The 25193-nt window shown below is 56.7% G+C and carries 24 protein-coding genes; 3 read left to right on the forward strand and 21 right to left on the reverse strand.

The features are described 5' to 3' along the window. Nucleotides 1-104: 104 nt before the first annotated feature. The 10 genes from G0034_RS16235 to pdxB all read right to left on the reverse strand — a co-directional run bounded on the left by G0034_RS16235 (nt 105) and on the right by pdxB (nt 9815). Nucleotides 105-674, reverse strand: a complete 570-nt coding sequence (locus tag G0034_RS16235; protein ID WP_014884663.1) for a UbiX family flavin prenyltransferase — start codon at nt 672-674, stop codon at nt 105-107. Between the two features lie 89 nt (nt 675-763). After that, entirely contained in the window at nt 764-2281 is a 1518-nt protein-coding gene (purF, locus tag G0034_RS16240) for an amidophosphoribosyltransferase (protein ID WP_014884664.1), read from the reverse strand. Between the two features lie 33 nt (nt 2282-2314). Then, the gene (gene cvpA / locus G0034_RS16245) at nt 2315-2803 is read right to left on the reverse strand and encodes a colicin V production protein (protein ID WP_000262116.1); all 489 of its coding nucleotides are present in this window, start codon (nt 2801-2803) and stop codon (nt 2315-2317) included. A 219-nt stretch (nt 2804-3022) separates the two neighbouring features. Then, nucleotides 3023-3709 carry a cell division protein DedD gene (dedD, locus tag G0034_RS16250; protein WP_014884665.1) on the reverse strand — a complete coding sequence of 229 codons (687 nt, stop codon included), beginning with the start codon at nt 3707-3709 and terminating at the stop codon, nt 3023-3025. Next, nucleotides 3699-4967 (reverse strand): bifunctional tetrahydrofolate synthase/dihydrofolate synthase, encoded by a 1269-nt coding sequence (folC, locus tag G0034_RS16255; protein ID WP_058691114.1) that lies wholly within the window; start codon nt 4965-4967, stop codon nt 3699-3701. Before folC ends, dedD begins: the two co-directional genes overlap by 11 nt. Nucleotides 4968-5037: 70 nt before the next feature. Then, nucleotides 5038-5943, reverse strand: a complete 906-nt coding sequence (gene accD / locus G0034_RS16260) for an acetyl-CoA carboxylase, carboxyltransferase subunit beta (RefSeq protein WP_014884667.1) — start codon at nt 5941-5943, stop codon at nt 5038-5040. Between the two features lie 154 nt (nt 5944-6097). Further along, entirely contained in the window at nt 6098-6757 is a 660-nt protein-coding gene (locus G0034_RS16265; RefSeq protein WP_014884668.1) for a DedA family protein, read from the reverse strand. 28 nt (nt 6758-6785) lie between these two features. Then, nucleotides 6786-7598 (reverse strand): tRNA pseudouridine(38-40) synthase TruA, encoded by an 813-nt coding sequence (gene truA, locus G0034_RS16270; protein ID WP_014884669.1) that lies wholly within the window; start codon nt 7596-7598, stop codon nt 6786-6788. Next, a complete protein-coding gene (locus tag G0034_RS16275) occupies nt 7598-8611 on the reverse strand; it encodes an aspartate-semialdehyde dehydrogenase (protein WP_179121091.1) in 1014 nt (337 codons plus the stop codon). Before G0034_RS16275 ends, truA begins: the two co-directional genes overlap by 1 nt. Nucleotides 8612-8678: 67 nt before the next feature. Then, the gene (gene pdxB, locus G0034_RS16280; protein ID WP_045269240.1) at nt 8679-9815 is read right to left on the reverse strand and encodes a 4-phosphoerythronate dehydrogenase PdxB; all 1137 of its coding nucleotides are present in this window, start codon (nt 9813-9815) and stop codon (nt 8679-8681) included. A 113-nt stretch (nt 9816-9928) separates the two neighbouring features. Between pdxB and flk the strand changes: the two genes are divergently transcribed. Further along, nucleotides 9929-10933 (forward strand): flagella biosynthesis regulator Flk, encoded by a 1005-nt coding sequence (flk, locus tag G0034_RS16285; RefSeq protein ID WP_179121092.1) that lies wholly within the window; start codon nt 9929-9931, stop codon nt 10931-10933. A gap of 84 nt (nt 10934-11017) precedes the next feature. Here flk and G0034_RS16290 read toward each other — a convergent pair whose 3' ends face one another. Both G0034_RS16290 and fabB read right to left on the reverse strand, forming a co-directional pair. Beyond that, nucleotides 11018-12196 carry an MFS transporter gene (locus G0034_RS16290; RefSeq protein WP_014884673.1) on the reverse strand — a complete coding sequence of 393 codons (1179 nt, stop codon included), beginning with the start codon at nt 12194-12196 and terminating at the stop codon, nt 11018-11020. A 68-nt stretch (nt 12197-12264) separates the two neighbouring features. Next, a complete protein-coding gene (gene fabB, locus G0034_RS16295) occupies nt 12265-13482 on the reverse strand; it encodes a beta-ketoacyl-ACP synthase I (RefSeq protein ID WP_014884674.1) in 1218 nt (405 codons plus the stop codon). 158 nt (nt 13483-13640) lie between these two features. On the opposite strand from fabB, the gene mnmC reads away from it, so the two are divergent. Then, on the forward strand, nt 13641-15638 hold the full coding sequence (gene mnmC, locus G0034_RS16300; RefSeq protein ID WP_179121093.1) for a bifunctional tRNA (5-methylaminomethyl-2-thiouridine)(34)-methyltransferase MnmC2/FAD-dependent 5-carboxymethylaminomethyl-2-thiouridine(34) oxidoreductase MnmC1: 1998 nt from the start codon (nt 13641-13643) through the stop codon (nt 15636-15638). A 109-nt stretch (nt 15639-15747) separates the two neighbouring features. Here mnmC and G0034_RS16305 read toward each other — a convergent pair whose 3' ends face one another. Genes G0034_RS16305 through prmB form a run of 6 tightly spaced genes read right to left on the reverse strand, consistent with a single transcriptional unit; the run spans nt 15748 to nt 20296 of the window. Further along, nucleotides 15748-16023 carry a YfcL family protein gene (locus G0034_RS16305; protein ID WP_014884676.1) on the reverse strand — a complete coding sequence of 92 codons (276 nt, stop codon included), beginning with the start codon at nt 16021-16023 and terminating at the stop codon, nt 15748-15750. Between the two features lie 13 nt (nt 16024-16036). Beyond that, nucleotides 16037-16582, reverse strand: coding sequence for an elongation factor P hydroxylase (locus tag G0034_RS16310; RefSeq protein WP_179121094.1), 546 nt, complete (start codon nt 16580-16582; stop codon nt 16037-16039). Then, nucleotides 16582-17391, reverse strand: coding sequence for a sulfite exporter TauE/SafE family protein (locus tag G0034_RS16315; protein WP_179121095.1), 810 nt, complete (start codon nt 17389-17391; stop codon nt 16582-16584). The genes G0034_RS16310 and G0034_RS16315 overlap by 1 nt, the downstream gene beginning before the upstream one ends. Next, the gene (gene mepA, locus G0034_RS16320) at nt 17391-18215 is read right to left on the reverse strand and encodes a penicillin-insensitive murein endopeptidase (RefSeq protein ID WP_179121096.1); all 825 of its coding nucleotides are present in this window, start codon (nt 18213-18215) and stop codon (nt 17391-17393) included. The genes G0034_RS16315 and mepA overlap by 1 nt, the downstream gene beginning before the upstream one ends. 2 nt (nt 18216-18217) lie before the next feature. Continuing rightward, nucleotides 18218-19303 carry a chorismate synthase gene (gene aroC, locus G0034_RS16325; RefSeq protein ID WP_014884680.1) on the reverse strand — a complete coding sequence of 362 codons (1086 nt, stop codon included), beginning with the start codon at nt 19301-19303 and terminating at the stop codon, nt 18218-18220. 60 nt (nt 19304-19363) lie between these two features. Continuing rightward, complete coding sequence (prmB, locus tag G0034_RS16330; RefSeq protein ID WP_014884681.1) at nt 19364-20296, reverse strand: 50S ribosomal protein L3 N(5)-glutamine methyltransferase; 933 nt, start codon at nt 20294-20296, stop codon at nt 19364-19366. 145 nt (nt 20297-20441) lie between these two features. Here prmB and smrB point away from each other — a divergent pair, with 145 nt between their 5' ends. Next, nucleotides 20442-20993, forward strand: coding sequence for an endonuclease SmrB (gene smrB, locus G0034_RS16335; RefSeq protein WP_045281766.1), 552 nt, complete (start codon nt 20442-20444; stop codon nt 20991-20993). Between the two features lie 47 nt (nt 20994-21040). Here smrB and sixA read toward each other — a convergent pair whose 3' ends face one another. The 3 genes from sixA to fadI all read right to left on the reverse strand — a co-directional run bounded on the left by sixA (nt 21041) and on the right by fadI (nt 25193). Next, nucleotides 21041-21526 (reverse strand): phosphohistidine phosphatase SixA, encoded by a 486-nt coding sequence (gene sixA / locus G0034_RS16340; protein WP_014884683.1) that lies wholly within the window; start codon nt 21524-21526, stop codon nt 21041-21043. A 209-nt stretch (nt 21527-21735) separates the two neighbouring features. Next, complete coding sequence (fadJ, locus tag G0034_RS16345) at nt 21736-23883, reverse strand: fatty acid oxidation complex subunit alpha FadJ (RefSeq protein WP_045281767.1); 2148 nt, start codon at nt 23881-23883, stop codon at nt 21736-21738. Next, nucleotides 23883-25193, reverse strand: a complete 1311-nt coding sequence (gene fadI, locus G0034_RS16350) for an acetyl-CoA C-acyltransferase FadI (RefSeq protein WP_032635967.1) — start codon at nt 25191-25193, stop codon at nt 23883-23885. Before fadI ends, fadJ begins: the two co-directional genes overlap by 1 nt.

The following is a 25193-nucleotide window of genomic DNA, read 5'->3' on the forward strand; positions in this document are numbered from 1 at the left end:
AAAAAGGGAAAAAACGAATTAAATGTCGAGGATATGATCGCCGTTGCATAATTGCCCTGAAACAGGGCAACGTCTCTTTTCATGCACAGCATGTGTGCACAGAATCAGGCTCCCTGCCAGCGGGTGAAGAGATCTTCCGGCAGGTCGATATCAAACTGATCCAGCACGCGGTTGACGGTCTGGTTGATCACATCATCCAGCGACTGCGGGCGATGATAAAACGCCGGTACCGGCGGCATGATCACGGCGCCCAGCTCGGCGGCCTGGGTCATCAGGCGCAAATGCCCCAGATGTAGCGGCGTTTCCCGCACGCAAAGCACCAGCGGGCGACGTTCCTTCAGCACGACATCCGCCGCGCGCGTTACCAGCGTGTCGGTATAGCTGTTCACAATGCCGGAGAGCGTTTTAATTGAACAGGGCAGGATCACCATGCCAGCGGTTTTAAACGAGCCTGAGGAGATGCTGGCGGCGATATCGCGCGCGTCGTGAACGACGTCGGCCAGTGCCTGAACATCACGCAGGGAGAGATCGGTTTCAAGGGAGAGGGTTTGTCGCGCCGCCTGGCTCATCACCAGATGGGTTTCGACTTCCGCTACGTCGCGCAAAACCTGCAGCAGACGTACGCCGTAAATGGCGCCACTGGCACCGCTGAGCCCAACAATGAGTCGTTTCATGATTTTCGCCCTTACTGATTTCAGGGCAGACTGTGCAGGATTTCGCGGGGAGTTGCAAGTGAGGGCGAGCGCCCTCACCTGCAGAGAGATTAACCTTCGTTGTGCATCTCTAAACTTTCGAGATCGTTTTGCAGCTGAACGGCTTTCGCATCGTCGTTGCGCAGCGAATCAAGATAGTCAAGGTACTGCTGGTCGACGTCTTTGGTCACATAGACGCCGTTAAACACGGAGCATTCGAACTGCTGAATCTCCGGGTTCTCGGCGCGCACCGCGTCGATAAGATCGTTCAGATCCTGGAAAATCAGGCCATCGGCGCCGATAATCTGACGAATTTCGTCCACTTCGCGACCGTGCGCAATCAGCTCATTGGCGGTTGGCATATCGATGCCGTACACGTTCGGAAAGCGAATTTCCGGTGCGGCAGACGCCAGATACACTTTCTTCGCCCCCGCTTCGCGCGCCATCTCGATAATCTGCTCAGAGGTGGTACCACGCACGATGGAGTCATCCACCAGCAGAACGTTCTTATCACGGAATTCGGCGCGGTTGGCGTTCAGTTTACGACGTACAGACTTACGGCGCAGGTGCTGGCCCGGCATGATGAAGGTGCGGCCAACGTAGCGGTTCTTCACGAAGCCCTGACGGTAAGGTTTATCCAGAATACGGGCAATTTCCAGAGCGATATCGCAGGAGGTTTCCGGGATAGGAATAACCACGTCGATGTCGAGATCGTCCCATTCGCGAGCAATCTTCTCGCCGAGCTTCGTGCCCATATTTACGCGCGCGCTGTAGACGGAAATCTTGTCGATGAAGGAGTCCGGGCGGGCGAAATAGACGTATTCAAACAGGCACGGGTTGCTGACCGGGTTGTCGGCACACTGACGGGTAAACAGCTGGCCCTTCTCGGTGATATACACCGCTTCGCCCGGCGCAACGTCACGCAGGAATTCGAAGCCCAGGGTATCCAGCGCCACGCTCTCAGAGGCAACCATATATTCGGTACGGCCATCGCCAAGGTCGCGCTTGCCCAGCACCAGCGGACGAATGCCGTTTGGATCGCGGAAGGCAACCATACCGTGACCGATAATCATCGCCACGCAGGCGTATGCACCGCGGATCTGGCGATTGGTCGCAGCAATGGCAGCAAAGATATTGTCTGCTTCCAGCGGGTAGTGACGGAAGTTATCCAGCTCGCTGGCGAACACGTTGAGCAGGATTTCAGAATCAGAGGTGGTGTTAATGTGGCGACGTTTCTCTTCGAACAGCTTTTTACGCAGCTCATGGGCGTTGGTCAGGTTGCCGTTATGGGCAAGGGTGATGCCATACGGTGAGTTGACGTAGAAAGGCTGTGCCTCAGAGGCGCTGGAACTGCCAGCAGTAGGATAACGAACGTGACCGATCCCCATATTACCTTGCAGACGCTGCATATGGCGGGCTTCAAACACATCGTTTACCAGGCCATTCGCCTTACGTAAACGGAAGCAGTTGTTTGCATCAATGGTGATGATACCCGCAGCATCCTGCCCACGGTGCTGAAGCACCGTTAACGCGTCATAAATCGACTGGTTTACCGGCATGAAACCGGCGATACCGACAATACCGCACATTCGTCTTTTCCTCGTTAAGCCACATCTCAGGGTTTATGCCCTGGGCAAAAAACTCGACGAGCTTTGCAGATAGTCAAAGAACCATCTGATGATGAAGCTGAACTCAGGAATGAGCTGCGATTTCTGCCAGTCTTCACTTTTGGAGAACCCGGTGAAGGTATCCAGGAAGAACAGGATGGCGGCCACAATCAGCACACCTCGCAACGCCCCGAAACAGATCCCGAGTACCCTGTCCGTTCCTGACAGACCGGTTTTCTCGACCAGCTGACCTATCACGTAATTGACGATAGCACCAACAATCAGCGTCGCGATAAACAGCACCGCGATGGCGATTCCATTTCGGACCAGTTCATCTTCAAAGCCCGTGAACCAGACAGACAGGTAAGTGTAGTAATGACTGGCAACAAAGAAAGCACAACCCCAAGTCACCAGCGATAACGCTTCACGAACAAAGCCACGGATCAGGCTAACCAGACAGGAAAAACCAATCACCGCAATGATGGCGTAATCAATCCAGACCATATGTGTCCCACGATTTAACGCCCTGTCATCCAGTTCGGGGCGAATTCTAACAGAAAAAGAAAACGTTTGCGTAGGGATTTCCTTCCCGCGCGTAAATAAAAAAGGCGCTGAAAAAATAATCAACGCCACGGTCCTTTTGACATCTCTGTGGACGTCTTCTCCCCCTCACCCCGGACCTCTCCCTTGAGGGGCGAAGGTTAGAGTGAGGGGGAGATCTTATCAGTTCGCGCTATAGTTCATCACCACACCGCTCAGACCGGAGATCTGCTTCAGCTCACCCAGCGAGCCTTTCAGCTTATCTTTAGACGCTTCCGGCCCCACAAGGATGCGGGTAATTTTACCCTGCACCGGCGTGGAAGGTGAAGTGTAAACACGATAGCCCGCGCTGCGCAATTTACCCACGACCTCGTTAACTTTATCGGCGTTTTTCAACGCGCCCAGTTGCACAACATAGGCTTTGCCGGTCGGGGCTGCGTCTTGCTTCGCTGGCGGAGGGGTTTCTGACGCTGCAGCCAGTTGCTCTGCCGCTTTATCACGCGGTGGCTTCGGCTGCGGTTTCTCTACCGGCTTCGGTTTTTCAACAGGCTTCGGCTTCTCTACCGGTACCGGATCAATCTCGATGTTGTTATTCGCCGCCAGACGCGACGGGTCGAGCGACGGTGCAGCGGCATCGCCCGCGCGAACTTCTTCAGCCGCCCCTTCCGGCGGCTGGGCAGGCAGCGCCTGTGTCGCCGCAGGCAACATATCCGGTTCATCACGGTCGCCCGGTTTCGGCACCAGCGGAATGGCTGCAAACTCGTCCTGATAATGCTTTTTCTGCCCGTCGAGCAGCCCGGGAAGAATAATCACCCCGAGCGCGACCAGCACAATGGTTCCTGTTAAACGGTTCTGAAACTTACTCGCCACCGGTTCTCCCCGCGTCCATCACTTCCATGACATGTGCCACCGTGTGGAAAGAGCCACACACCAGCACGGTATCTTCTGGTTTAGCATCCGCCATCGCGGCATGCCAGGCCTGAGCCACGCTACTATAGATTGCGCCTTTGCCGAGATGTTCCATCAACTGCTCGGCCGTCGCACCACGCGGCCCCTCAAGAGGAGCACAATACCAGCTATCGACCACACTCTCCATGCAGGCCAGCGTGCCACCGATATCTTTATCATGAAGCATACCGATAACCGCCAGCACGCGCCCGGTTTTTGGTAACGATTTGAGACGTCCTGCGAGGTACGCCGCTGCGTGTGGGTTGTGCGCCACGTCCAGGATCAGGCGCGGTGACTCACTCACTATCTGAAAACGTCCCGGCAGCAGCGCATTCTGAATGCCGTCGCGGATCGCCTGATCGCTGACCGCTAATCCGCTGGCGCGCAAGGCCGCCAGCGCGGTTGCCGCGTTAGGCTGTGGCACCTGCGGCAGCGGCAGGTTGTCCAGCACTCCCTGCGCATCGCTAAAGCGCCAGCCGTTATCCTGAACCTGATATTGCCAGTCAACGCCACGGCGCAGCAACAGAGCGCCCTTCTCCTGGGCCACGTCAGCAATAGTGTGCGGCATATCCGGCTCACCGACCACGGCGGGTTTATTCGCCCGGAAAATACCGGCCTTCTCGCGACCAATGCTTTCACGATCCGGCCCCAGCCAGTCGATATGGTCCAGCGCGATACTGGTGACCACCGCCACGTCCGCATCCACCATATTGGTGGCATCAAGCCGCCCGCCAAGACCCACTTCCAGAATCACCACATCCAGCTGCGCCTGTTTGAACAGCCACAATGCCGAAAGCGTGCCGTACTCGAAATAGGTTAACGAGATATCACCTCGCGCGGCTTCGATTTCCGCGAACGACGCCGTATGCGCCGATTCCGGCAGCTCGCTGTTCTGCACGCGAACCCGCTCAGTGTAACGTACCAGGTGTGGTGAGCTGTAAACGCCTACCTTGTAACCCGCCGCCATCAGGACGGATTCCAGCGTACGGCAGGTAGTGCCTTTACCGTTGGTGCCTGCGACGGTGAAAACGAAAGGCGCAGGTTTCAGCACGCCCAGACGCGCGGCAACCTGGCTTACGCGCTCAAGCCCCATATCAATGGTTTTACTGTGCAGGTTTTCCAGATAAGAAAGCCACGCGGCCAGGGGCGACGTGGCTTGAGGAATGCTTTTATTTTCCATGATGCCCGGTTGTCATTAGCAGGTTATAAAGCAAAAGGGCAGCGCCATCTGGCCCTGCCCTTTTCAGTTATCAGGCCTCGGGTTCCTGATCCGGTACCACCACGCCTTCGCGCGGCTCATCCGGGTTTGGCGCGGGCAGATTCATCAGCTTCGCCAGAACGCTTGCCAGTTTCAGGCGCATTTCCGGACGGCGGACGATCATATCGATGGCGCCTTTCTCAATGAGGAACTCACTGCGCTGGAAGCCCGGCGGCAGTTTTTCACGAACGGTTTGCTCAATGACGCGAGGACCAGCGAAACCGATCAGTGCTTTTGGCTCAGCAATGTTCAGATCGCCCAGCATCGCGAAGCTTGCAGAGACGCCACCCATGGTTGGGTCGGTCAGCACGGAAATGTAAGGCAGACCGCGTTCCTGCATTTTCGCCAGCGCCGCAGAGGTTTTCGCCATCTGCATCAGAGACATCAGCGCTTCCTGCATACGTGCTCCGCCAGAGGCAGAGAAGCAGATCAGCGGGCAGTTATCTTCCAGCGCTTGCTCAACGGCACGCACAAAACGTGCGCCCACGACAGAGCCCATTGAGCCACCCATAAAGGAGAACTCAAACGCCGCGGCGACAACCGGCATTTCATGTAGGGTGCCTTTCATGACGATCAGCGCGTCTTTCTCGCCAGTCTCTTTCTGCGCAGAGGCCAGACGATCTTTGTATTTTTTGGAGTCGCGGAACTTCAGCACATCTTTTGGCTCAAGCTCGCTGCCCAGTTCTACCAGTGAACCTTCGTCCAGCAGGCTATGCAGGCGGTTACGCGCCGACATACGCATATGGTGGTCACACTTCGGACACACTTCAAGATTGCGTTCCAGCTCTGCACGGTACAGAACCTGGCCGCAGCTATCACACTTCGTCCATACCCCTTCAGGAATGCTCGCTTTGCGCGTTGGGGTAATGTTGCTTTTAATTCGTTCAATCCAGCTCATTGATAACCTTTCTGCCTGAACCTGGTCGTATGCCAGTTTTGCTATAAGAGGCGAATAATGCCATTTTTGCCTCCAACAGACCATGAATGTTGCACATTAAAACATAACAGCCCGAAACTTTGGATAAAAAAGTGGTCGAACCGCCAGCGTGCATTTACTTCGCTTGCTTTGCCGCCGCGCGTTTGTGACGAATAATCTCGATAACGCCAGGCAGTACGGAAAGCACAATAATCGCTACAATCAGTAACTTAAGGTTTTCCTGAACCACCGGCAAGTCGCCAAACAGGTAGCCTGCATAGGTAAACAACAGCACCCACAGCAGCGCGCCCACGACGTTATACATCGCAAAATGACGATAGGACATATGCCCCATTCCCGCCACAAACGGTGCAAATGTGCGCACAATAGGCACAAAACGCGCAAGGATAATGGTTTTTCCGCCATGACGTTCATAAAACGCATGGGTTTTATCTAAATAGCTGCGACGGAAAATTTTCGAATCAGGATTGCTGAACAAGCGCTCACCGAACACCCGGCCAATGGTATAGTTGACGGCATCCCCGATAATTGCGGCAATCACCATCAACACCACCATCAGATGCACGTTCAAATCATTGGTCGGTAGGGCCGATAACGCACCCGCAACAAACAGCAGGGAGTCCCCCGGCAGGAAGGGGGTAACGACCAGACCGGTTTCACAGAACAGAATGAGGAACAGGATGGCATAAACCCAGACGCCATACTGCGCGACCAGTTCCGCCAGGTGAACATCAATATGCAGAATGAAATCAATCAGAAAACGTATTACGTCCATATTGTCTAAGCCTTAATTGCACCTTTGTTTAGTCCGCTAAAAACAGCGGGCCCATTGGCGGTTTTGGCAGGTCAAACCGATCCGGATAGTCTACCGCAACCAGATACAGTCCTTCTGCTTTCGCCGTGGCTGCCGCAAGCGTTCTGTCCTTCGCTGCCAGCAGGTCTGCAATCCAGCTCTCCGGCTGGTGTCCGGCACCCACTTCCATCAGGCTGCCTACAATATTCCGCACCATATGATGTACAAAGGCATTGGCTTTGATATCCACCACCACATACGCGCCAAAACGGCTGACGTTTATGTGCATAACGTTACGCCACGGCGTACGGGACTGACATTGCACCGCACGAAACGACGTAAAGTCATTTTCACCAATCAGACACTGCGCGGCACGATGCATGCGTTCAGCATCGAGCGGTTCATAAAAATGCGTTACGCCCTGGCTTAGCACCGCCGGACGCAGACGCTGGTTGTAGATGACATAGCGGTAGCGACGCGCCGTCGCGCTGAAGCGCGCGTGAAAATCATCCGGCACAGCTTTCACCCAACGCACCGCAATGTCACCAGGTAAATTCGCATTTACACCCAGCGTCCAGGCGGCATCTTTGCGCACGGCAGTGGTTTCAAAGTGGACCACCTGCCCGGTACCGTGAACACCCGCATCCGTACGGCCTGCGCACAGAACGTTAATCGGCTCGTTTGCCACCTGAGAGAGCGCTTTCTCCAGCTTTTCCTGGACGCTACGCACCTCATTCTGACGCTGCCAGCCATAATATTTACTGCCATCGTACTCGATACCGAGGGCAATTTTATGAACCGGCTTTTGTTCCACTTCTGACATCAGTACAGGTACTCCTGCACCAGTTTCTCAGCAATTTTGACCGCCATCAGCGCGCCGCCAAAACGAACGTTGTCCGCAACGGACCAGAACTGAACCTGCTCCGGCATACCGTAATCGTTCCGCACGCAACCGACTGAAAGATGGGCGCTACCGGTGGCGTCACCCACCTGCGTCGGAAACTCGCTCTCTTCGGAAAGTACGATATCTTCACCGCGGCCAAACGCATCGCGCGCTTCTTCCGCCGCCAGCGGGCGCAGGGCTTCAAAACCTACCATCTGCGCGTGACCGTAGAATACCGGCGACTGCACGACGTTTACGGAGATCATCAGCCCCTCATCCTGGAGAATTTTGCGCGCTTCATCGACGATACGGCGCTCTTCGCGCACGGAACCTTCACGATCCGGCAGCAGTGGCAGCATGTTGAACGCCAGTTGGCGACCGAAGAAATCATCCTCATCAATCGGGATACCGTTCAGCAGCTTCGCGCTCTGCCCGGCCAGCGCATCGACGGCCTTTTTGCCATTTGCGGAGGCAGACAGCAGGCTGGTGACGGTGATACGCGACAGGCCACCGTCGTCAATCAGCGGTTTCAGCGCGGTCAGCAGCTGGCTGGTCAGACTGTTCGGTACCGCGATGATATTACGGTTACGGTAGTCAGCCAGGACATACGGGTTGACGTCCGGCACCACCAGCGGCACGTCCGGCTCCATGGCGAACAGACCGCTCAGGTCGATCACCAGACAACCTGAATTAGTCGCCTCTTCGATGTAAGACGCCGTGGCTTCAGCACCCGCGGCGAAAAATGCCAGCTGCGCCAGGGTCCAGTCAAACGCAGCCGCATCCTGGACCATGACGGATTTACCGTTAAAGCGCAGATGCTCACCCGCGCTATCGGTACGCGCCAGCGCATAGATATCGCCCACCGGGAACTGACGCTCAGCAAGGGTTTCGAGCAGGGCTTCGCCCACGGCACCGGTGGCACCTAAAATGGCAATGTTCCAGCCTTCAGACATGGTGGTTTACTCCAGAAATAAAAAAGCGTCCCTGCCGGAGTATCCGACAGGGAGCATTAAGAAGACATTAATGCGCCGGGTGATGAACGGCGTTAAAACCCAGTTTTTTCAGCAGCGTCGCGGCCGTTGCGTCGTCGCACATCACATACAGGGACGACCACTCGCGGCGCTCAACATAGTTCTTACGCAGCTTGTCAAATTCACCCGGGATCCCCGCCACTTTACGCAGCAGCGCATCATCGCGGCGCACATCATACACCAAATGCACCAGCCTTTTCAGCGTTGCCTGATCGAGCGGGCCATGCAGGGTAATGCGGCCAAATTCAGGTGCGGGAAGTAAGGTATCCAGCGCCACCTGCTGCGGATGGCCAATAAACGTGCTGTAGGCTTCAAACACCTGCGTTGTGCCGCGGGCTTTGCCTTCAAGCGTATAGCCCGCGATATGCGCAGTGGCTACGTCCACCTTGTTAAGCAGTTCAACGTTAAGATCCGGCTCCGGCTCCCAGACGTCCAGCACAACGCGGAGGTCTTGTCCTTCATTCAGACATTTCAGCAGCGCGGCGTTGTCCACCACCGGGCCACGGCAGGCATTTATCAGAATAGTGCCAGCCTTCAGACGACGGATCAGTGCTTCATCGGCAAGATGCAGGGACGTATAGGGACCCTCTTTAAACAGCGGCGTGTGGAACGTCAGCACATCGCACTGTTCAACCAGCTCATCCAGCGAGCGGAAATCCCCTTCCTCACCGTTGTCTTTACGCGGCGGGTCGCACAGCAGCGTGCGAATACCTAACGCCTCCAGGCGCTTTTGCAGGCGTCCACCCACGTTACCCACCCCGACGATCCCCACGGTGCGGTCTTTCAGCACAAAACCGTCGCGCTCGGCCAGCATCAGCAAAGAGGAGAAGACATATTCCACGACGGCAATAGCATTACAGCCGGGCGCGGCGGAAAAGCCGATCCCCGCCTGCTTCAGCCATTGGTCATCCACATGATCGGTCCCTGCCGTTGCGGTTCCGACAAACTTAATCGCTTTTCCGGCGAGCAACGACGCATTTACTTTGGTCACCGAGCGCACCATCAGCGCGTCTGCGTCATCCAGTTCGTTGACCGGGATCGGGCGACCAGGGACAGCCTTAACGTTACCCAGGCGGCTAAACAGCTCACGGGCATAAGGCATATTTTCATCAACGAGGATTTTCACGTCTGAGTACCTGTTTGAGAGGAAGTAAACCTGCCAAGTGTGCCATAATCTGGCCGCCAGGCATATACGTCTGCCAGGTTTACGCTGAGTTTTGACTTTAAGGATTTTTGACGATGCAGCCCATTTCAGGTACGCCGCCACGCCCTCCGGGTGAAGGCCCTGTCACGCCAAACGTTGCCGGTGAACAACCGCTATCCACGCAACAGCGCACCGTGCTGGAGCGACTGATCACGCGCCTGATTGCGCTGACTTCACAGCAAAACGCGGAAGTCTGGGCCGGGGTAAAGCATGATTTAGGCGTCAGGAACGACGCACCGCTGCAGTCGCGACATTTCCCTGCTGCCGAGCAAAATCTCAACCAGCGTATTACGACCGCACAGCAGAACCACACCACGCGGCAGATTGTCACGCAACTGACCGAGCTGCTCGGCCAGGGAAATAACCGTCAGGCGGTCAGCGACTTTATCCGCCAGCAGTATGGCCAGACGGCCCTGAGCCAGCTGACGCCAGACCAGCTTAAAACCGTGCTGACGCTGTTGCAGAACAATCAGCTGTCGATCCCACAGCCGCAGCTGCGGCCAGCGACCGAGCGTTCGCTGCTGCCTGCTGAGCACAACACGCTGAATCAAATGGTGACCAAACTGGCCGCCGCCACCGGCGAGTCAACAAAGCTTATCTGGCAATCCATGCTCGAACTGTCCGGCGTAAAGGCGGGCGAGTTGATCCCGGCCAAACAGTTTCCCCATCTGGTGACCTGGCTACAGGCGCGCCAGACGCTCAGCACCCAGAGCGCCCCTACCCTGCATACCGTTCAGGCTGCGCTTAAACAGCCGCTGGAACCGCACGAGTTCGAGGCGATTCGGGATTACGCCCAGCAGAACTGGCAGGCGACACCGCAAACGGTACTGACCACCGCGCAGGTGCAGGATGTGCTCAATCAGATCTTCGTGCGCCGCGCCGAGCGGGAAGGCGGCGTACCGGAGGCAAGAAACATTCAGCCGATCTACAGCCCGCTTTTTGCGCCCGTTGTGGAGACGTTCAGAACGCTTTCTGCCCGTCCGGGATTGTTGTTTATTGCGTTACTGATTGCACTGGCGATTTTCTGGCTGGTTACTTAACACTGCCGGGTGGCGGCTTCGCCTTACCCGGCCTAAGGCCAGTGCGGTTGTAGGCCCGGTAAGCGAAGCGCCACCGGGCAAAAACTACGACCGGCGAAACGCCACCAGCGTCACCACAATACCCATCACTGCAGAAACAGCACCGGCCAGGAAGACGGACGGATAGCCAAACGAGGTGGCCAGCAGTCCGGCCAGCGGTCCGGTTACTCCGTATGAGATATCCTGAAACGCCGCATAGCCGCCGAGTGCTGTGCCACGCACCTGCGGGGCCACACGCTTCACGACTTCCACGCCAAGCGCCGGGAAAATCAACGAGCAACCGCAGCCGGTGAGTGCTGCGCCAATCAGCGCGACAGAGGCGACCGGTGCGTGCCACAGCAGCAGCAGGCCAACGGTCTCTATCATCAGCGATGCCACCGCCACCTTCACGCCACCAAAGCGATCCGGCATCCAGCCGAAGAACACGCGCATCAGCACAAACGCCCCGCCAAACGCGGTGAGCGTAAATCCGGCCATCGCCCAGCCGCGGCTCATAAAGTAGAGCGAGACGAACGTGCCAATCACCGCAAAACCTACGCCCTGCAGCGCCAGGCCCAGACCCGGCTGCCAGATTTGGCCGATCACGCTCCACAGGGAAGGACGCTCCCCTTTGTGAGCGGGTACCTTACGTACCGAGCCGTTAAACGCCCACGCCAGCAGCGGCAACACCATGGTGGTGGCTGCCAGCGCCGCAAAACCAAACTGGCTGTTGATCAGCAGTCCCAGCGGTGCACCAGCGGCCAGCGCGCCATAAATAGCCATGCCGTTCCAGGACATCACTTTGCCCGAACGAGCAGGCCCCACCAGACCCATTCCCCAGGTCAGGGTACCGGTCAGCAGCTGGCTTTCACCAAAGCCAAGGATTAAACGTCCCAGCACCAGCAGCGCAAATTTATACCCTGCGTCTACCGGCAAAAGCGCGGCTAACAGCCATGCCCCGCCCGCCAGACCACAGGCAAACATCCCCTGTAACGCCGAGCGTTTTGCACCATGCTGATCTGCCAGCCGTCCGGCGTACCCGCGGGTTAGCACCGTGGCTAAAAACTGAATGCCCACGGCAATGCCGACCATGGTGTTGCCATAGCCGAGTTCCTGATGAACGAACAGTGGGATCACCGGCAGCGGCAGGCCAACGGTCATGTAGGTCAGAAATACCGCAAAGGCGATTCGGAAAAGGGAAAGGTTACCGGAAGGGGCGCTCTTCTCTGGGATAACAGCCTTCATGCATAACTCCGTGTTGAGGCATAAAAAAAGGGAACCTTCCGGTTCCCTTCTACTATACATTCAAACGCTTATGCTTTGTACTTACGCATTACCAGCGTCGCGTTCGTGCCGCCGAAACCGAAGCTGTTAGACATGACGGTGGTCAGTGTCGCTTCCGTTGGTTTCGTCACGATATTCAGGCCAGCAGCCTGCTCGTCCATCTCATCAATGTTGATGCTTGGGGCGATAAAGCCGTTTTCCAGCATCAGCAGAGAGTAGATCGCTTCCTGCACGCCCGCAGCACCCAGAGAGTGACCGGTCATTGCTTTGGTGGCAGAAATTGCCGGGCTGTTGTCGCCGAAGACTTCGCGGATTGCACCCAGCTCTTTCACGTCGCCTACCGGAGTAGAGGTACCGTGAGAGTTCAGGTAGTCGATTGGCGTATCAACGCCGTGCATCGCCATCTTCATGCAGCGCACCGCACCTTCACCGGATGGCGCAACCATGTCAGCGCCATCAGACGTTGCGCCGTAGCCCACGATCTCAGCGTAGATATGCGCACCACGTGCCAGCGCGTGCTCCAGCTCTTCAACCACAACCATACCGCCGCCGCCTGCGATGATGAAGCCATCACGGTGCGCGTCGTAAGTACGGGACGCTTTTTCCGGGGTTTCGTTGTACTTGGTGGACAGAGCGCCCATCGCGTCGAACTCACAGGCCATTTCCCAGCCCAGCTCTTCGCCGCCGCCAGCAAAGACGATGTCCTGTTTACCCAGCTGGATCTGCTCAACCGCGTTACCGATGCAGTGTGCGGACGTCGCACACGCGGAACTGATGGAGTAGTTCACACCGTGGATTTTGAACGGAGTGGCCAGGCATGCGGAAACCGCAGAGCCCATGGCTTTGGTGACCACGTACGGACCTACCGCTTTCAGACCACGCGGGCTACGCATTGCGTCAGCACCGAATACCTGCGCTTTAGATGAGCCGCCGGAACCAGCGATAAGACCTACGCGGGGATTGTTCTGGTAAACTTCCGCGCTCAGACCTGCATCTGCAATCGCTTCCTGCATGGAGAGATAAGCATAAATAGAGGCATCGTTCATGAAACGAACCACTTTGCGGTCAATCAAACCGGTGGTGTCCAGTTTGACGTTACCCCATACGTGGCTACGCATACCTGAATCTTTAAACTCTTCAGAGAAAGTGATCCCGGAGCGTCCTTCACGCAGAGATGCCAGGACTTCCTGCTGGTTATTACCGATGCTGGAAACAATGCCCAGGCCAGTAATCACTGCACGTTTCATTCAATACCTCTGTAAGTCGCACTATAGTAAGTTTCGAGTCGCACAATAGCGTACACTTGTACGCCGAACAAGTCCGATCAGACATTTTCTGCGGAAATTTGCACCGATGGACTCACATCGTTAAGATCGTGCCACTGCCTGTCAGACGAGTAACTTACGTGAAACAAAACGCTATACAACCCGCCAACCTCGAATTCAACGCTGAGGGTACACCTGTTTCCCGAGATTTTGATGACGTCTATTTTTCTAATGATAACGGACTCGAAGAAACTCGCTATGTTTTCCTCGACGGAAACCAGCTCAGCACCCGCTTCCCGGAGCATCCGCGGAGCCTGTTTGTGGTCGCGGAAAGCGGATTCGGCACCGGGCTCAATTTTCTGACCCTCTGGCAGGCGTTTGACCAGTTTCACGCTGCCCACCCTGAGGCTACGCTACAAAGATTACATTTCATCAGTTTCGAAAAATTCCCGCTCACCGAGCACGATCTGCGCCAGGCCCATCAACGCTGGCCGGAGCTTGCCACCTGGGCTGAACAGCTTCAGGCGCAGTGGCCGCCTCACATTGGGGGCTGCCACCGTCTGATTCTGGACGGCGGACGCGTGACGCTGGATTTGTGGCTGGGCGACATCAACGACCTTACCGATAAGCTTGATGATACGATGAATCAGACGGTGGACGCGTGGTTCCTGGACGGTTTTGCGCCTGCCAAAAACCCGGATATGTGGAGCCAGCATCTGTTTAACGCGATGGCGCGACTAGCGCGTCCGGGCGCAACGCTCGCCACCTTCACCTCAGCAGGCTTTGTTCGTCGCGGCTTGCAGGAAGCGGGCTTTACCATGCAGAAAACTAAAGGTTTTGGCCGCAAGCGCGACATGCTGGTCGGCAGGATGGAGCAGACGCTGGACATCCCCGCCAGTGCACCCTGGTTTGCGCGCAGCGCCGGCGCGTCACGGGAAGTGGCGATAGCAGGCGGAGGGATCGCCAGCGCACTGCTGTCTCTTGCGCTTATCCAACGTGGCTGGCAGGTGACGCTTTATTGTGCTGACGATGCGCCAGCAGGTGGGGCCTCCGGCAACCGCCAGGGGGCGCTCTATCCCCTTTTAAGCGCGCACGATCCGGCACTGTTCCAGTTTTTCCCAGCGGCCTTTACCTTTGCCCGTCGCCTGTATGATGCCCTGCCGGTGACGTTCGATCATGAATGGTGCGGCGTGACGCAGCTCGGCTGGGATGAGAGAAGTCAGCAAAAAATCGCGCAGATGCTGTCCCTGGGACTGCCGGAAGACATTGCGCGGGCGGTAAGCGCGCAAGAGGCCGCCGACACCACCGGCGTTGAAACCGGCTGCGAGGGCATTCAGTATCCGCTCGGCGGCTGGCTGTGCCCGGCTGAACTGACCGCTGCGGCGATTGACCTTGCGCAGTCACGCGGGCTGACGGTCTACTATGCCCACAAGGTTGAATCGCTGTCTCGAACAGAACGCTGGAATTTGCGTTTTGCTGATGGCAAAGAGGCTAGCCATGCCAGCGTTGTGCTGGCGAACGGACATAGCATCAACCAGTTTATCCAGACAGAATCCGTGCCGGTTTATCCGGTCGGCGGCCAGGTGAGTCATATCCCTACTACATCCGAACTGGGCAAACTGCGTCAGGTGCTGTGCTATGACGGCTATCTGACGCCACAAAATCCGTCTAATGGTCATCACTGCATCGGGGCGAGCTATCATCGTGGCGAAGCGGATATGCGCTACAGCGAGGCGGATCAACAGCAAAACCGCCAGCGCCTGATTGACTGCTTCCCGGATGCAGCGTGGGCGAAAGAGGTTGACGTCAGCGAAGGCGCGGCCCGCTGTGGCGTGCGCTGCGCAACACGCGATCATCTGCCGATGATGGGGAATGTGCCGAACTATGAGGCAACGCTTGAAGCCTATCACGACCTTGCAAACCACCAGGAAACGGCGGTAGCTGCACCGGTTTATCCCGAACTGTTTATGCTGGGTGGGCTGGGTTCGCGTGGATTGTGTTCTGCACCGCTACTGGCTGAAGCCTTAGCCGCACAAATGAGCAACGAGCCGCTACCGCTGGACAGAACAACGCTTGCGGGGCTGAACCCGAATCGATTGTGGGTGCGAAAACTGCTGAAGGGGAAGAAGGTTAAGTAGGGTGCGGACGGGTGCCCTCACCCTAACCCTAACCCTAACCCTCTCCCACAGGGAGAGGGGATATTCGTAGGCCCGGTAAGCGCAGCGCCACCGGGCGAAATACGATGACTTAGCGTTTAGCCTGCTGGAACAACGTGTCCCACATGCCCAGCACCAGAGACTGGTCGCGCGGGGACAGTTCACCCGCCTGAATCGCCTTTTCCAGGCTGCGGGTGACTTCATCATGCACTGCTTCGGCAGAATGATCGTCTCCTGCCTCCAGCTCGGCAACAGCCAGCGTCAGGTGACCACGCAGATAACCGCTGGCGAACAGCTCATCATCACTGGCGTGTTCCACCATGTCATCAATTAACGCCAGAATGCGTGATTCAAATTCTGCGATCATCTTTTTTCCTCAGTTAAAGATCTTCCGGCCAGGGGAAGCATTCCGCCGTGATCACCGGCGTGTGGTAATAATTCTGTAAAGCCTCGATCAGGCGTGCCGGACGTTCCGGGATGCCTTTCTCAAGATATTCCATCACCTGTGCATGCACGCGGCGCTGGAAGACGATACGGTCTGGCTCGAAGTCGCCTTCGAGGTTGTCACAGCTGACGTTGAACGGGAAACCCGCCGCGACACAGAATAGCCATTCCAGCGCCTGCGGTTTCACTTCCACATCTTCAAACTGGCCCTGGGTTGCGGCGTCGCGTCCGTCCGGACAGTACCAGTAGCCGAAGTCCACCAGCTCGCGACGCGCTTTCCCCGCAATGCACCAGTGCGAAATTTCATGCAGCGCACTGGCGTAAAAGCCGTGCGCAAAGACGATCCGGTTGTACGGCACTTCGGCATCAGCAGGAAGATAGATCGGTTCGTCGTCGCCTTTAATCAGACGGGTATTAAAATCATCACCAAAGCAGCCGTTAAAAATCTCAATCAGCTGTTCGTAGTTATGCGTACTGTTCATTAGTTCATCCCCAACCAGTGGAGGATCTCCTGTCCATGGCTGTCATAAAGAAGCTTTGCGCTCATGACCGCCGAAACGATGACGATCATCGGGCGAATCAGCTTCTGTCCTTTGCTTAATACCAGGCGCGAGCCCGCGCGCGCGCCCAGGAACTGCCCTGCCATCATGACAAAACCGGTTGCCCAGATGACCTTGCCGCCAATGATAAACAGCAACAGGCCACCAAGGTTAGAGGTCGCATTAAGCACTTTGGCATGGGCGGTAGATTTAGCGAGGTTAAACCCGGCCAGCGTCACAAACGCCAGCGCGTAAAACGAGCCTGCGCCCGGGCCAAAGAAGCCGTCGTAAAAACCGACGCAGCCCCCGGCTATCAGGGCAAACGGCAAGCCATGCAGGCGACGCTGACGGTCTTCTTCACCGAGCTTTGGCATCAGCAGGAAGTAGAGACCGATGCAGATAACCAGAATCGGCAGGATCTGGCGCAAAATATCGGACTGTACGTGCTGCACCAGCAGCGCGCCCGACGTCGAGCCGATAAAGGTCATCAGAATATTGAGCTTCTGATCGGCGAGGCTCACCACCTTGCGGCGGATAAAATAGAGCGATGCCGAAAGCGAGCCGCCGCAGGCCTGAAGTTTGTTGGTGGCCAGTGCCTGAGCGGGGCTCATGCCCGCCGCCAGCAGTGCGGGTACCGTTAACAACCCGCCGCCGCCAGCAAGCGCATCAATAAACCCGGCTAACATGGCAACAAAAAACAGCACCACCAGCAGCAGCGGGGACACCATAAACAGATTGACGAAATTATCCATTAAAGTACATGCTCATCCAGTAGCGCCTGGCAGGAAGGCGGCAACGGAGGCGGTGTCTTCTTCTCAGGCTTAGAGGTTCCAGGTTTTGCCGGTTCAAACCAGCTCTGCAGCTCCGCACCGCAGCCATCGCCTGGCGGAGGTAACGGCTGATCTTCACATTCCAGGCTGTTTGCCGGGCAACGCAAACGAACGTGCATGTGCGCACGATGCTGGAACCACGGGCGCACTTTGCGCAGCCAGTCGCGGTCAGTTCCGGCATCCAGGCAGAGCTGTTGTTTGATGGCCGGATTCACAAAGATCCGCGTGACGTCGTTATCTTCTGCTGCCAGCTTGATCATGCTGGACACATCCCGCGTCCACAGGGAGGGCACCACGCGCTTACCGTCACTCGCCACCAGATCCAGCGCCTGCGGTTTCAGAAGTTGCGCGGACGTCCAGCGTGTTTTCGGTAGCTGCAGGAAGATATCGACATCCAGTCCGGTCTGGTGGCTGGCGTGCCCGCCGTTAAAGCGCCCGCCCGCAGGCATGCCCATATCGCCAATCAGCATCGTCCCCAGCCCCAGGTTATTTACCTGGTTTCCCAGTCGCTGAATAAACAGCACCAGGTCAGGGTGACCGAAGTAACGGCGCTGGTCGGTACGCATCACCTGATAAGTATCCGATTGCAGCGGAAGTGCCTGCGCGCCGACGATACAGCCGTTCGAAAAGGCGCCGATAGACTGCGCGCTGCCCGCCACCGGATGGGTGATCTTTTGCCACGGCGTGGCGGCCAGACTGGCTCCACTGGCGAGCAGCGCCAGCAGAGCAATTGCGGTTTTTTTCATGGTTACCAGCGTGGAATGGTGGTCGTCACATCCGCATTCTGCGCGCGCTGGCGCAGGAAGTGATCCATCAGCACGATCGCCAGCATCGCTTCTGCTATAGGCACCGCACGGATCCCCACGCAAGGATCGTGACGTCCTTTGGTGATCATCTCAACTTCTTCGCCAGAGCGGTTAATCGTGTGGCCCGGCACGGTAATGCTGGAGGTTGGCTTCAGGGCAATATTCGCAACAATCTGCTGCCCGCTGCTGATCCCGCCGAGGATGCCACCCGCATGGTTGCTCTGGAAGCCCGCTTTCGTGATTTCGTCGCGGTTCTGGCTGCCGCGAAGCTGAACCACGTCAAACCCGTCGCCAATCTCTACGCCCTTCACCGCGTTGATGCTCATCAGCGCGTGCGCAATGTCAGCGTCGAGACGGTCAAACACCGGCTCGCCCCAGCCTGGCGGCACGCCGTCGGCCACCACGGTGACCTTCGCCCCAATGGAGTCACCCTCTTTTTTCAAGCCACGCATCAGCTCGTCCAGCGCATCCAGCTTGTCGGCATCGGCGCAGAAGAACGGGTTTTGCTCAACCTGGTCCCAGTCTTTAATGGCCAGCGGAATATCGCCCATCTGGGTCAGACAGCCGCGAATGACGATGCCAAATTTCTGCTGCAGGTATTTTTTGGCAATGGCACCCGCCGCCACGCGCATCGCGGTTTCACGCGCGGAAGAGCGTCCGCCGCCGCGATAGTCGCGGAAACCGTACTTTTGCTCGTAGGTATAGTCAGCGTGGCCCGGACGGAATACGTCTTTAATAGCGCCGTAGTCCTGAGAACGCTGGTCGGTGTTTTCGATCAGCAGACCAATGCTGGTCCCGGTGGTGCGGCCTTCAAAGACGCCAGAGAGAATTTTGACCTGATCCGGCTCGCGACGCTGCGTGGTGTAGCGAGAGGTGCCCGGACGACGGCGGTCAAGGTCGTGCTGCAAATCAGCTTCAGTCAGTTCGATGCCGGGCGGTACGCCGTCAACGATACAACCTAAAGCCAGCCCGTGCGACTCACCAAAGGTGGTCACGCGGAATATCTGTCCAATACTGTTTCCTGCCATCACGGCTCCGATGTTGTTGTTTGTGTTTGAGCGTTGTGAAACGGGCCGAAGCCCGCTGGATTAATCTTTATAGATACTGAAGTATTCGCGCGCATCGAGCAGCTGCGCTTTGGTCAGCATAAAGACGCCGTCACCGCCGTTATCGAACTCAAGCCAGGTGAACGGCACATCCGGGTACTGCTCTATCAGATGTACCATGCTGTTGCCCACTTCACAAATCAGAACACCGTCGTCGGTCAGGTAATCCGGCGCGCAGGCCAGAATGCGACGAGTCAGCTTCAGGCCGTCAGTGCCTGACGCCAGACCCAGCTCCGGCTCATGACGGTATTCATTTGGCAGATCGGACATGTCTTCCGCGTCGACGTACGGCGGGTTAGTGACGATCAGGTCGTACTGCAGCGTCGGCAGGTCGCGGAACAGATCCGAGCGGATTGGCGTAACGTGATGGATCAGGCCGTGCTCTTCAATGTTGTGCTCGGTGACGGCCAGCGCGTCGGTAGAGATATCGACGGCGTCCACTTCCGCTTCCGGGAAGGCGTAGGCGCAGGCAATCGCGATACAGCCGCTGCCGGTGCACATATCCAGAATGTGCTGCGGCTGATGGTGAATCAGGCCTTCAAAGTGGTTGTTGATCAGCTCACCAATCGGTGAACGCGGCACCAGCACGCGCTCATCAACATAGAATTCGTGGCCGCAGAACCAGGCTTTGTTGGTCAGGTAGGCGACCGGAATGCGTTCGTTGACGCGGCGGATCACCCGCTCAACAATGCGGTGTTTTTCACTGGAGGTCAGGCGCGCGGTGCGCATGTCTTCCGGAATATCCAGCGGCAGATAAAGAGACGGCAGCACCAGCTGAACGGCCTCATCCCACGGGTTATCGGTACCATGACCGTACCAGATGTTGGCGGCGCTGAAGCGGCTAACCGACCAGCGCAACATGTCCTGTATGGTATGCAGCTCGTTTACTGCTTCATCGACAAATATTTTATCCACTCTTTCCTCCAGGGCATGCTCGCATAATTTTCGGCGGCTAGTTTGCCATGAAGACGGCGATAAATCAGCAATGACGCGTCGCGCTTGAGGTTAAAAAATGCGTTTAGTCGGGTACACTATCGGAAATACGAGATGAGAATGACGAATGAAAAAGAAAACATCGCTCAGCGAGGAGGATCAGGCTCTCTTCCGCCAGCTGATGACCGGGACGCGTAAAATCACGCAGGACACCATTGTCCATCGCCCGCAGCGTAAAAAAATCAGCGACGTTCCGGTCAAACGACTGCTGCAGGAGCAGGCGGATAACAGCCACTATTTTTCAGATGAGTTTCAACCGCTGCTGAATACGCAGGGCGCGGTGAAATACGTGCGCGAGGACGTCAGCCACTTTGAACTGAAAAAATTACGTCGCGGAGATTATTCACCGGAGCTGTTTCTCGATCTGCACGGGTTAACGCAGATGCAGGCGAAACAGGAGCTGGGGGCACTGATCGCCGCCTGTCGCCGCGAACACGTGTTTTGCACCTGCGTGATGCACGGCCATGGGAAACATATTCTTAAGCAGCAAACGCCGCTGTGGCTGGCTCAGCATCCACATGTTATGGCGTTTCATCAGGCACCCAAAGAGTACGGCGGAGATGCCGCATTGCTGGTGTTGATAGAAGTTGAGGAGTGGCAACCGCCTGAGTTGCCCTGACAGCATGGCGGGAAGCACATTTGCACCCCGCCCTGTCGCACGTCACGTCAGATAGCTTTTGCCATCTTCAGGTTGCACGGACTCATTTGCCAGTTAAAGACCCCTTTGCCGGTTTCGTCGAGGGTGACGTTGGCAATGGCGGATGTGGTGAACATTGGCGGCGTTTCGCCCGGGCACAACTCAGAAACCAGATAGCCAACCAGTGGCAGGTGGGAAATGACCAGTGCGGAAGCGACACCTTCATTGCACAGTGCCTGAAGGTAGGCGCTGACAAGGCCGACATCACCGCATGGCGTCAGTTCAGGAAGAACATCGACACTGGATGGCAGGTTCATACACTCCCCTACCACGTCCAGCGTCTGTTCAGCACGCAGGAACGGACTCACCAGAACGCGTTCGATATCCACTTTTTGGCCTTTAAGCCAGGTTGCCATCAGACGAGATTCGTCGCAACCACAGACTGTTAAAGGACGTACTGAGTCACTGGCGGCATCGAGTGCCGCGTCGCCGTGACGCATGATAAAAACTTGCATATTGCACCGCTTTTGTTAACCAGAATCACCGGCGTTGACTACCCGCGATAAATGCTCTGAGGTAGAAAACCCGATGGCCGGGCATTGTGCCTGATCCATTCGGTGAATGAAACGCTGTTTTTTACCTCAATGGCGTAAGTATAGTCAATCTCTGTTTACAAAATCGCCAGAACAGGTTCATTCACGTCGGGATTTACCCTTCTTTGACCTCAGCTTACGAGGACAGTTTCTCTTGCAGGCCAAAATGTCTGGCCCCGTTCCGCCATCTGCAATAATTCGTCACACGGTGTAAACCGCGGGCCATATTGCGATGCCAGACGTTGCAGAATAGCCACCACTTCACCCGCGCCGAGTGTATCCATGTAACGGAACGGGCCGCCAAGGAACGGCGGGAAACCAATACCAAATACGGCGCCGATGTCGCCATCCCGTGCGCTCTTGATCACCTGCTCACCAAAGCAGCGTGCCGCTTCATTGAGCATCATCATCACACAACGTTCAGCACACTGAACGGCGGAGAGTCTCCCCTGACCTGAGGTCGGGATAAGCCCATAAACAGAAGGGTCGACCTGTTTCTTGCTTTTACGCCCTTTCGCGCCGTAAAGATAGAAACCGCGTTCATTTTTTCTGCCTTTGCGATCGTCCTTCAAAATTGCAGAAACAATATTTGCAGGCGGCGCAAAACGATCGCCATAAGCGGCTTCCAGTACAGGTATAATTTTAGTGCCGGTGTCTATTCCCACCTCATCCAAAAGTTGGATAGGACCAACGGGGAAGCCAAACTTTACCAGTGCCTCATCGACGTGATCAATCTTCTCCCCTTCCGTCAGCAGCCGCATCGCTTCGTTGATGTACGGCGCCAGAATACGGTTGACGTAGAAGCCGGCTTTGTCCGCAACCACGATGGGGGTTTTGCCCTGTTTTTTCGCCAGCTTCACCACGGTAGCGATGGTTTGCGGGCTGGTTGTGGCGTGAGGGATCACCTCCACCAGCGGCATTTTTTCTACCGGGCTGAAAAAGTGCAGACCAATCACCTGCTCAGGACGCGCGGCTTTCGCTGCGATATCGCCGATGGGTAATGACGACGTATTCGAGGCAAAAATGGTATGCGGCGCGCAATGCTGTTCAACGTCCGCCACCATCTGCTGCTTGAGCGCCAGATCTTCAAATACGGCTTCAATCACCAGATCGCGGTGCGCAAAACCGCTGTAGTCCGTCGTGCCGGAGATCATCGCCAGGGTTTTATCACGTTCGCTTGCCTTGATATGGCGGCGCTTGACCTTTTGATCAAGGTTCTGCCAGCTGTACTGCAGCGCGTGGTTGATTCCCTTAGGGTTAATGTCTTTGATGCGTACCGGCAGTTTCCCTTTACTTGCGGTAACGAAAGAAATGCCGCCGCCCATCAGCCCACCCCCGAGCACGCCAATTGCACGCAGCGGAGCAGGCTCAGCCTCGCTGCCCGGATCTTTTTTCACCTCTGTGCTGGCGAAGAAGATGCTGCGCAGCGCCCGTGACTGCGGCGTCATCGCCAGCTCGCCAAAGGCTTTGGCTTCAGCGGCATAGCCGCTACTGCTTCCCTGTGACAACCCGGTTTCAATCACCTCCAGGATCCGTTTCGCCGCCGGGTAGTTGCCTTTGGTTTTTTGTTCGGTCTTTTTGCCCACCATGTTGAACAGGATCGTCCTTCCCAGAGGACCCGCCAGCACACGCTCTCGCACCGGAAGAGGACGTTTTGGCTGGCGACCTTTCAGCGCCAGTTCTACAGCAGCTTCCAGTAAAATCGCGTGGGGAACGACATCGTCAACCAGACCGGCTTTCAGCGCCTGACGCGCGCGCAGCTGCTTGCCGGTGAGAATCATTTCCAGCGCGGTGCTAACCCCTACCAGGCGCGGCAGACGCTGCGTGCCACCGGAACCAGGAAGGAGACCTAATTGCACTTCCGGCAGGCCCAGAACGGTTTTCGCATCGTCAGTACAAATGCGGCTGTGGCAGGCCAGCGCCAGCTCCAGTCCACCACCCAAACAAGCACCGTGGATCGCGGCAATCACCGGGATCGGCAGCGCGTTGATCTCGGCCATTACCTGCTGCCCCTGACGCGCAAGATCTTCCGCTTCCTGCGCGCTTTGCGCCCGGGCGATCATGTTAATGTCGGCCCCGGCAATAAAGTTATCCGGCTTGGCCGAGATAAACACCAGACCGCGAATGGCCTTGTTTTCGCGGATCTGCCTGAGCATCGCGCGAACCTGAGTGCCAAACTCCGCCTTCAGGGTATTCATTTTTTCGTCAGGCACATCAATGGCGATTACGGCGACATTATCGAGGCGAACCGTCAGGTTAAATGCAGATGTCATTTCCATTATTCAGCCTCCAGAACCATTGCAGCACCCAGGCCACCCGCCGCACAGGCGGTCACCAGGCCAAACCCGCCACCGCGGCGACGTAGCTCGTGTAATGTCTGAGTAATCATCCTCGCCCCAGTCGCCGCAAACGGATGACCATAGGCAATCGAACCACCCAGCACGTTGAATTTGCTTTGATCCACTTCACCCGTGGCATGGGCGCGCCCCAGCACATCACGTGCAAAACGCTCGCTTGCCAGCAGCTGTACGTTTGCCAGGGTTTGTGCGGCGAAGGCTTCGTGCATATCAATCAGGGTTAAATCAGCCAGCGTCAGCCCTGCGCGATCCAGTGCCAGCGGCGTGGACCAGGCTGGACCTAACAACATGTCCTGCCAGACATCAATGGCGGTGAAGGCATAGCTGCGCAAATAGCCCAGAGGGGTGATGCCCAGCTCTTTCGCGCGGGATTCGGTCATAAGGATCACGGCGGCTGCCCCATCCGTCAACGGTGTACTGTTGGCCGCAGTCACGGTGCCATGTTTACGGTCGAACGCCGGACGCAGTTTGGCGTAATCCGCCAGCGTCGAGGTACCGCGGATATTGTTGTCTTCAACCAGAGGTTCCCGATAAGGAGGCGTGTAAGCGGTCATCACCTCGTCGGTGAGCTTGCCCTCTGACCAGGCTTTCGCCGCCAGCTGATGTGAACGATGCGCCAGCGCGTCCTGCTGCTCACGGGTAATGCCGTAGGTTTTCGCCATCTGTTCCGCGGTATCGCCCATGCGCAGGCCGGTAGAATATTCTGCGACAGCAGGGGGTACAGGCATCAGGTCGCGCAGACGTAAACGCGAGAAGAGTTTGAGCTTCTGACCGGTCGTGCGGGCTTTGTTTGCATCCACCAGAATACGGGCCAGCTTTTTACTGACGCCAATAGGCAGTACCGAAGAGGAATCGGCGCCTCCGGCGATCCCGGCGCGAATGGTGCCCGCCATGAGGCTTTCCGCCACGTTAGCCACCGCCTGGAAACTGGTCGCACAGGCGCGACTGACACTATAGGCATCCGTATGAACGCTCATCCCGGTGCCGAGGACAATTTCTCGCGCAATATTGGGAGCTTCAGGCATCTGAACCACCTGGCCGAAAACCAGCTGTTCAATGACCTCAGGCGGAATTTCGCTGCGAGCCAGCATCTCCCCCACCACCATTTTCCCCAGATCGACAGCCGGTATGCCATGAAACGCCGTTGCCTGACGCGCAAACGGCGTACGCAAACCACTGACAATGGCAATGCGATCGCCCTGACGGGTAATAAGCGGTAATGCCTGACTCAT

The sequence above is a fragment of the Enterobacter sp. T2 genome (genome assembly GCF_010692925.1).
Taxonomy (GTDB): Bacteria; Pseudomonadota; Gammaproteobacteria; order Enterobacterales; family Enterobacteriaceae; genus Enterobacter; species Enterobacter kobei.

Excerpts from the sequence above, each read along its gene's own strand:
- G0034_RS16235 (WP_014884663.1), bottom strand. The coding sequence starts at position 674 with ATGAAACGACTCATTGTTGGGCTCAGCGGTGCCAGTGGCGCCATTTAC.
- purF (WP_014884664.1), bottom strand. The coding sequence starts at position 2,281 with ATGTGCGGTATTGTCGGTATCGCCGGTTTCATGCCGGTAAACCAGTCG.
- cvpA (WP_000262116.1), bottom strand. The coding sequence starts at position 2,803 with ATGGTCTGGATTGATTACGCCATCATTGCGGTGATTGGTTTTTCCTGT.
- folC (WP_058691114.1), bottom strand. The coding sequence starts at position 4,967 with ATGGAAAATAAAAGCATTCCTCAAGCCACGTCGCCCCTGGCCGCGTGG.
- accD (WP_014884667.1), bottom strand. The coding sequence starts at position 5,943 with ATGAGCTGGATTGAACGAATTAAAAGCAACATTACCCCAACGCGCAAA.
- G0034_RS16265 (WP_014884668.1), bottom strand. The coding sequence starts at position 6,757 with ATGGACGTAATACGTTTTCTGATTGATTTCATTCTGCATATTGATGTT.
- truA (WP_014884669.1), bottom strand. The coding sequence starts at position 7,598 with ATGTCAGAAGTGGAACAAAAGCCGGTTCATAAAATTGCCCTCGGTATC.
- G0034_RS16275 (WP_179121091.1), bottom strand. The coding sequence starts at position 8,611 with ATGTCTGAAGGCTGGAACATTGCCATTTTAGGTGCCACCGGTGCCGTG.
- flk (WP_179121092.1), top strand. The coding sequence starts at position 9,929 with ATGCAGCCCATTTCAGGTACGCCGCCACGCCCTCCGGGTGAAGGCCCT.
- G0034_RS16290 (WP_014884673.1), bottom strand. The coding sequence starts at position 12,196 with ATGAAGGCTGTTATCCCAGAGAAGAGCGCCCCTTCCGGTAACCTTTCC.
- fabB (WP_014884674.1), bottom strand. The coding sequence starts at position 13,482 with ATGAAACGTGCAGTGATTACTGGCCTGGGCATTGTTTCCAGCATCGGT.
- G0034_RS16305 (WP_014884676.1), bottom strand. The coding sequence starts at position 16,023 with ATGATCGCAGAATTTGAATCACGCATTCTGGCGTTAATTGATGACATG.
- G0034_RS16310 (WP_179121094.1), bottom strand. The coding sequence starts at position 16,582 with ATGAACAGTACGCATAACTACGAACAGCTGATTGAGATTTTTAACGGC.
- G0034_RS16315 (WP_179121095.1), bottom strand. The coding sequence starts at position 17,391 with ATGGATAATTTCGTCAATCTGTTTATGGTGTCCCCGCTGCTGCTGGTG.
- mepA (WP_179121096.1), bottom strand. The coding sequence starts at position 18,215 with ATGAAAAAAACCGCAATTGCTCTGCTGGCGCTGCTCGCCAGTGGAGCC.
- aroC (WP_014884680.1), bottom strand. The coding sequence starts at position 19,303 with ATGGCAGGAAACAGTATTGGACAGATATTCCGCGTGACCACCTTTGGT.
- smrB (WP_045281766.1), top strand. The coding sequence starts at position 20,442 with ATGAAAAAGAAAACATCGCTCAGCGAGGAGGATCAGGCTCTCTTCCGC.
- sixA (WP_014884683.1), bottom strand. The coding sequence starts at position 21,526 with ATGCAAGTTTTTATCATGCGTCACGGCGACGCGGCACTCGATGCCGCC.
- fadJ (WP_045281767.1), bottom strand. The coding sequence starts at position 23,883 with ATGGAAATGACATCTGCATTTAACCTGACGGTTCGCCTCGATAATGTC.
- fadI (WP_032635967.1), bottom strand. The coding sequence starts at position 25,193 with ATGAGTCAGGCATTACCGCTTATTACCCGTCAGGGCGATCGCATTGCC.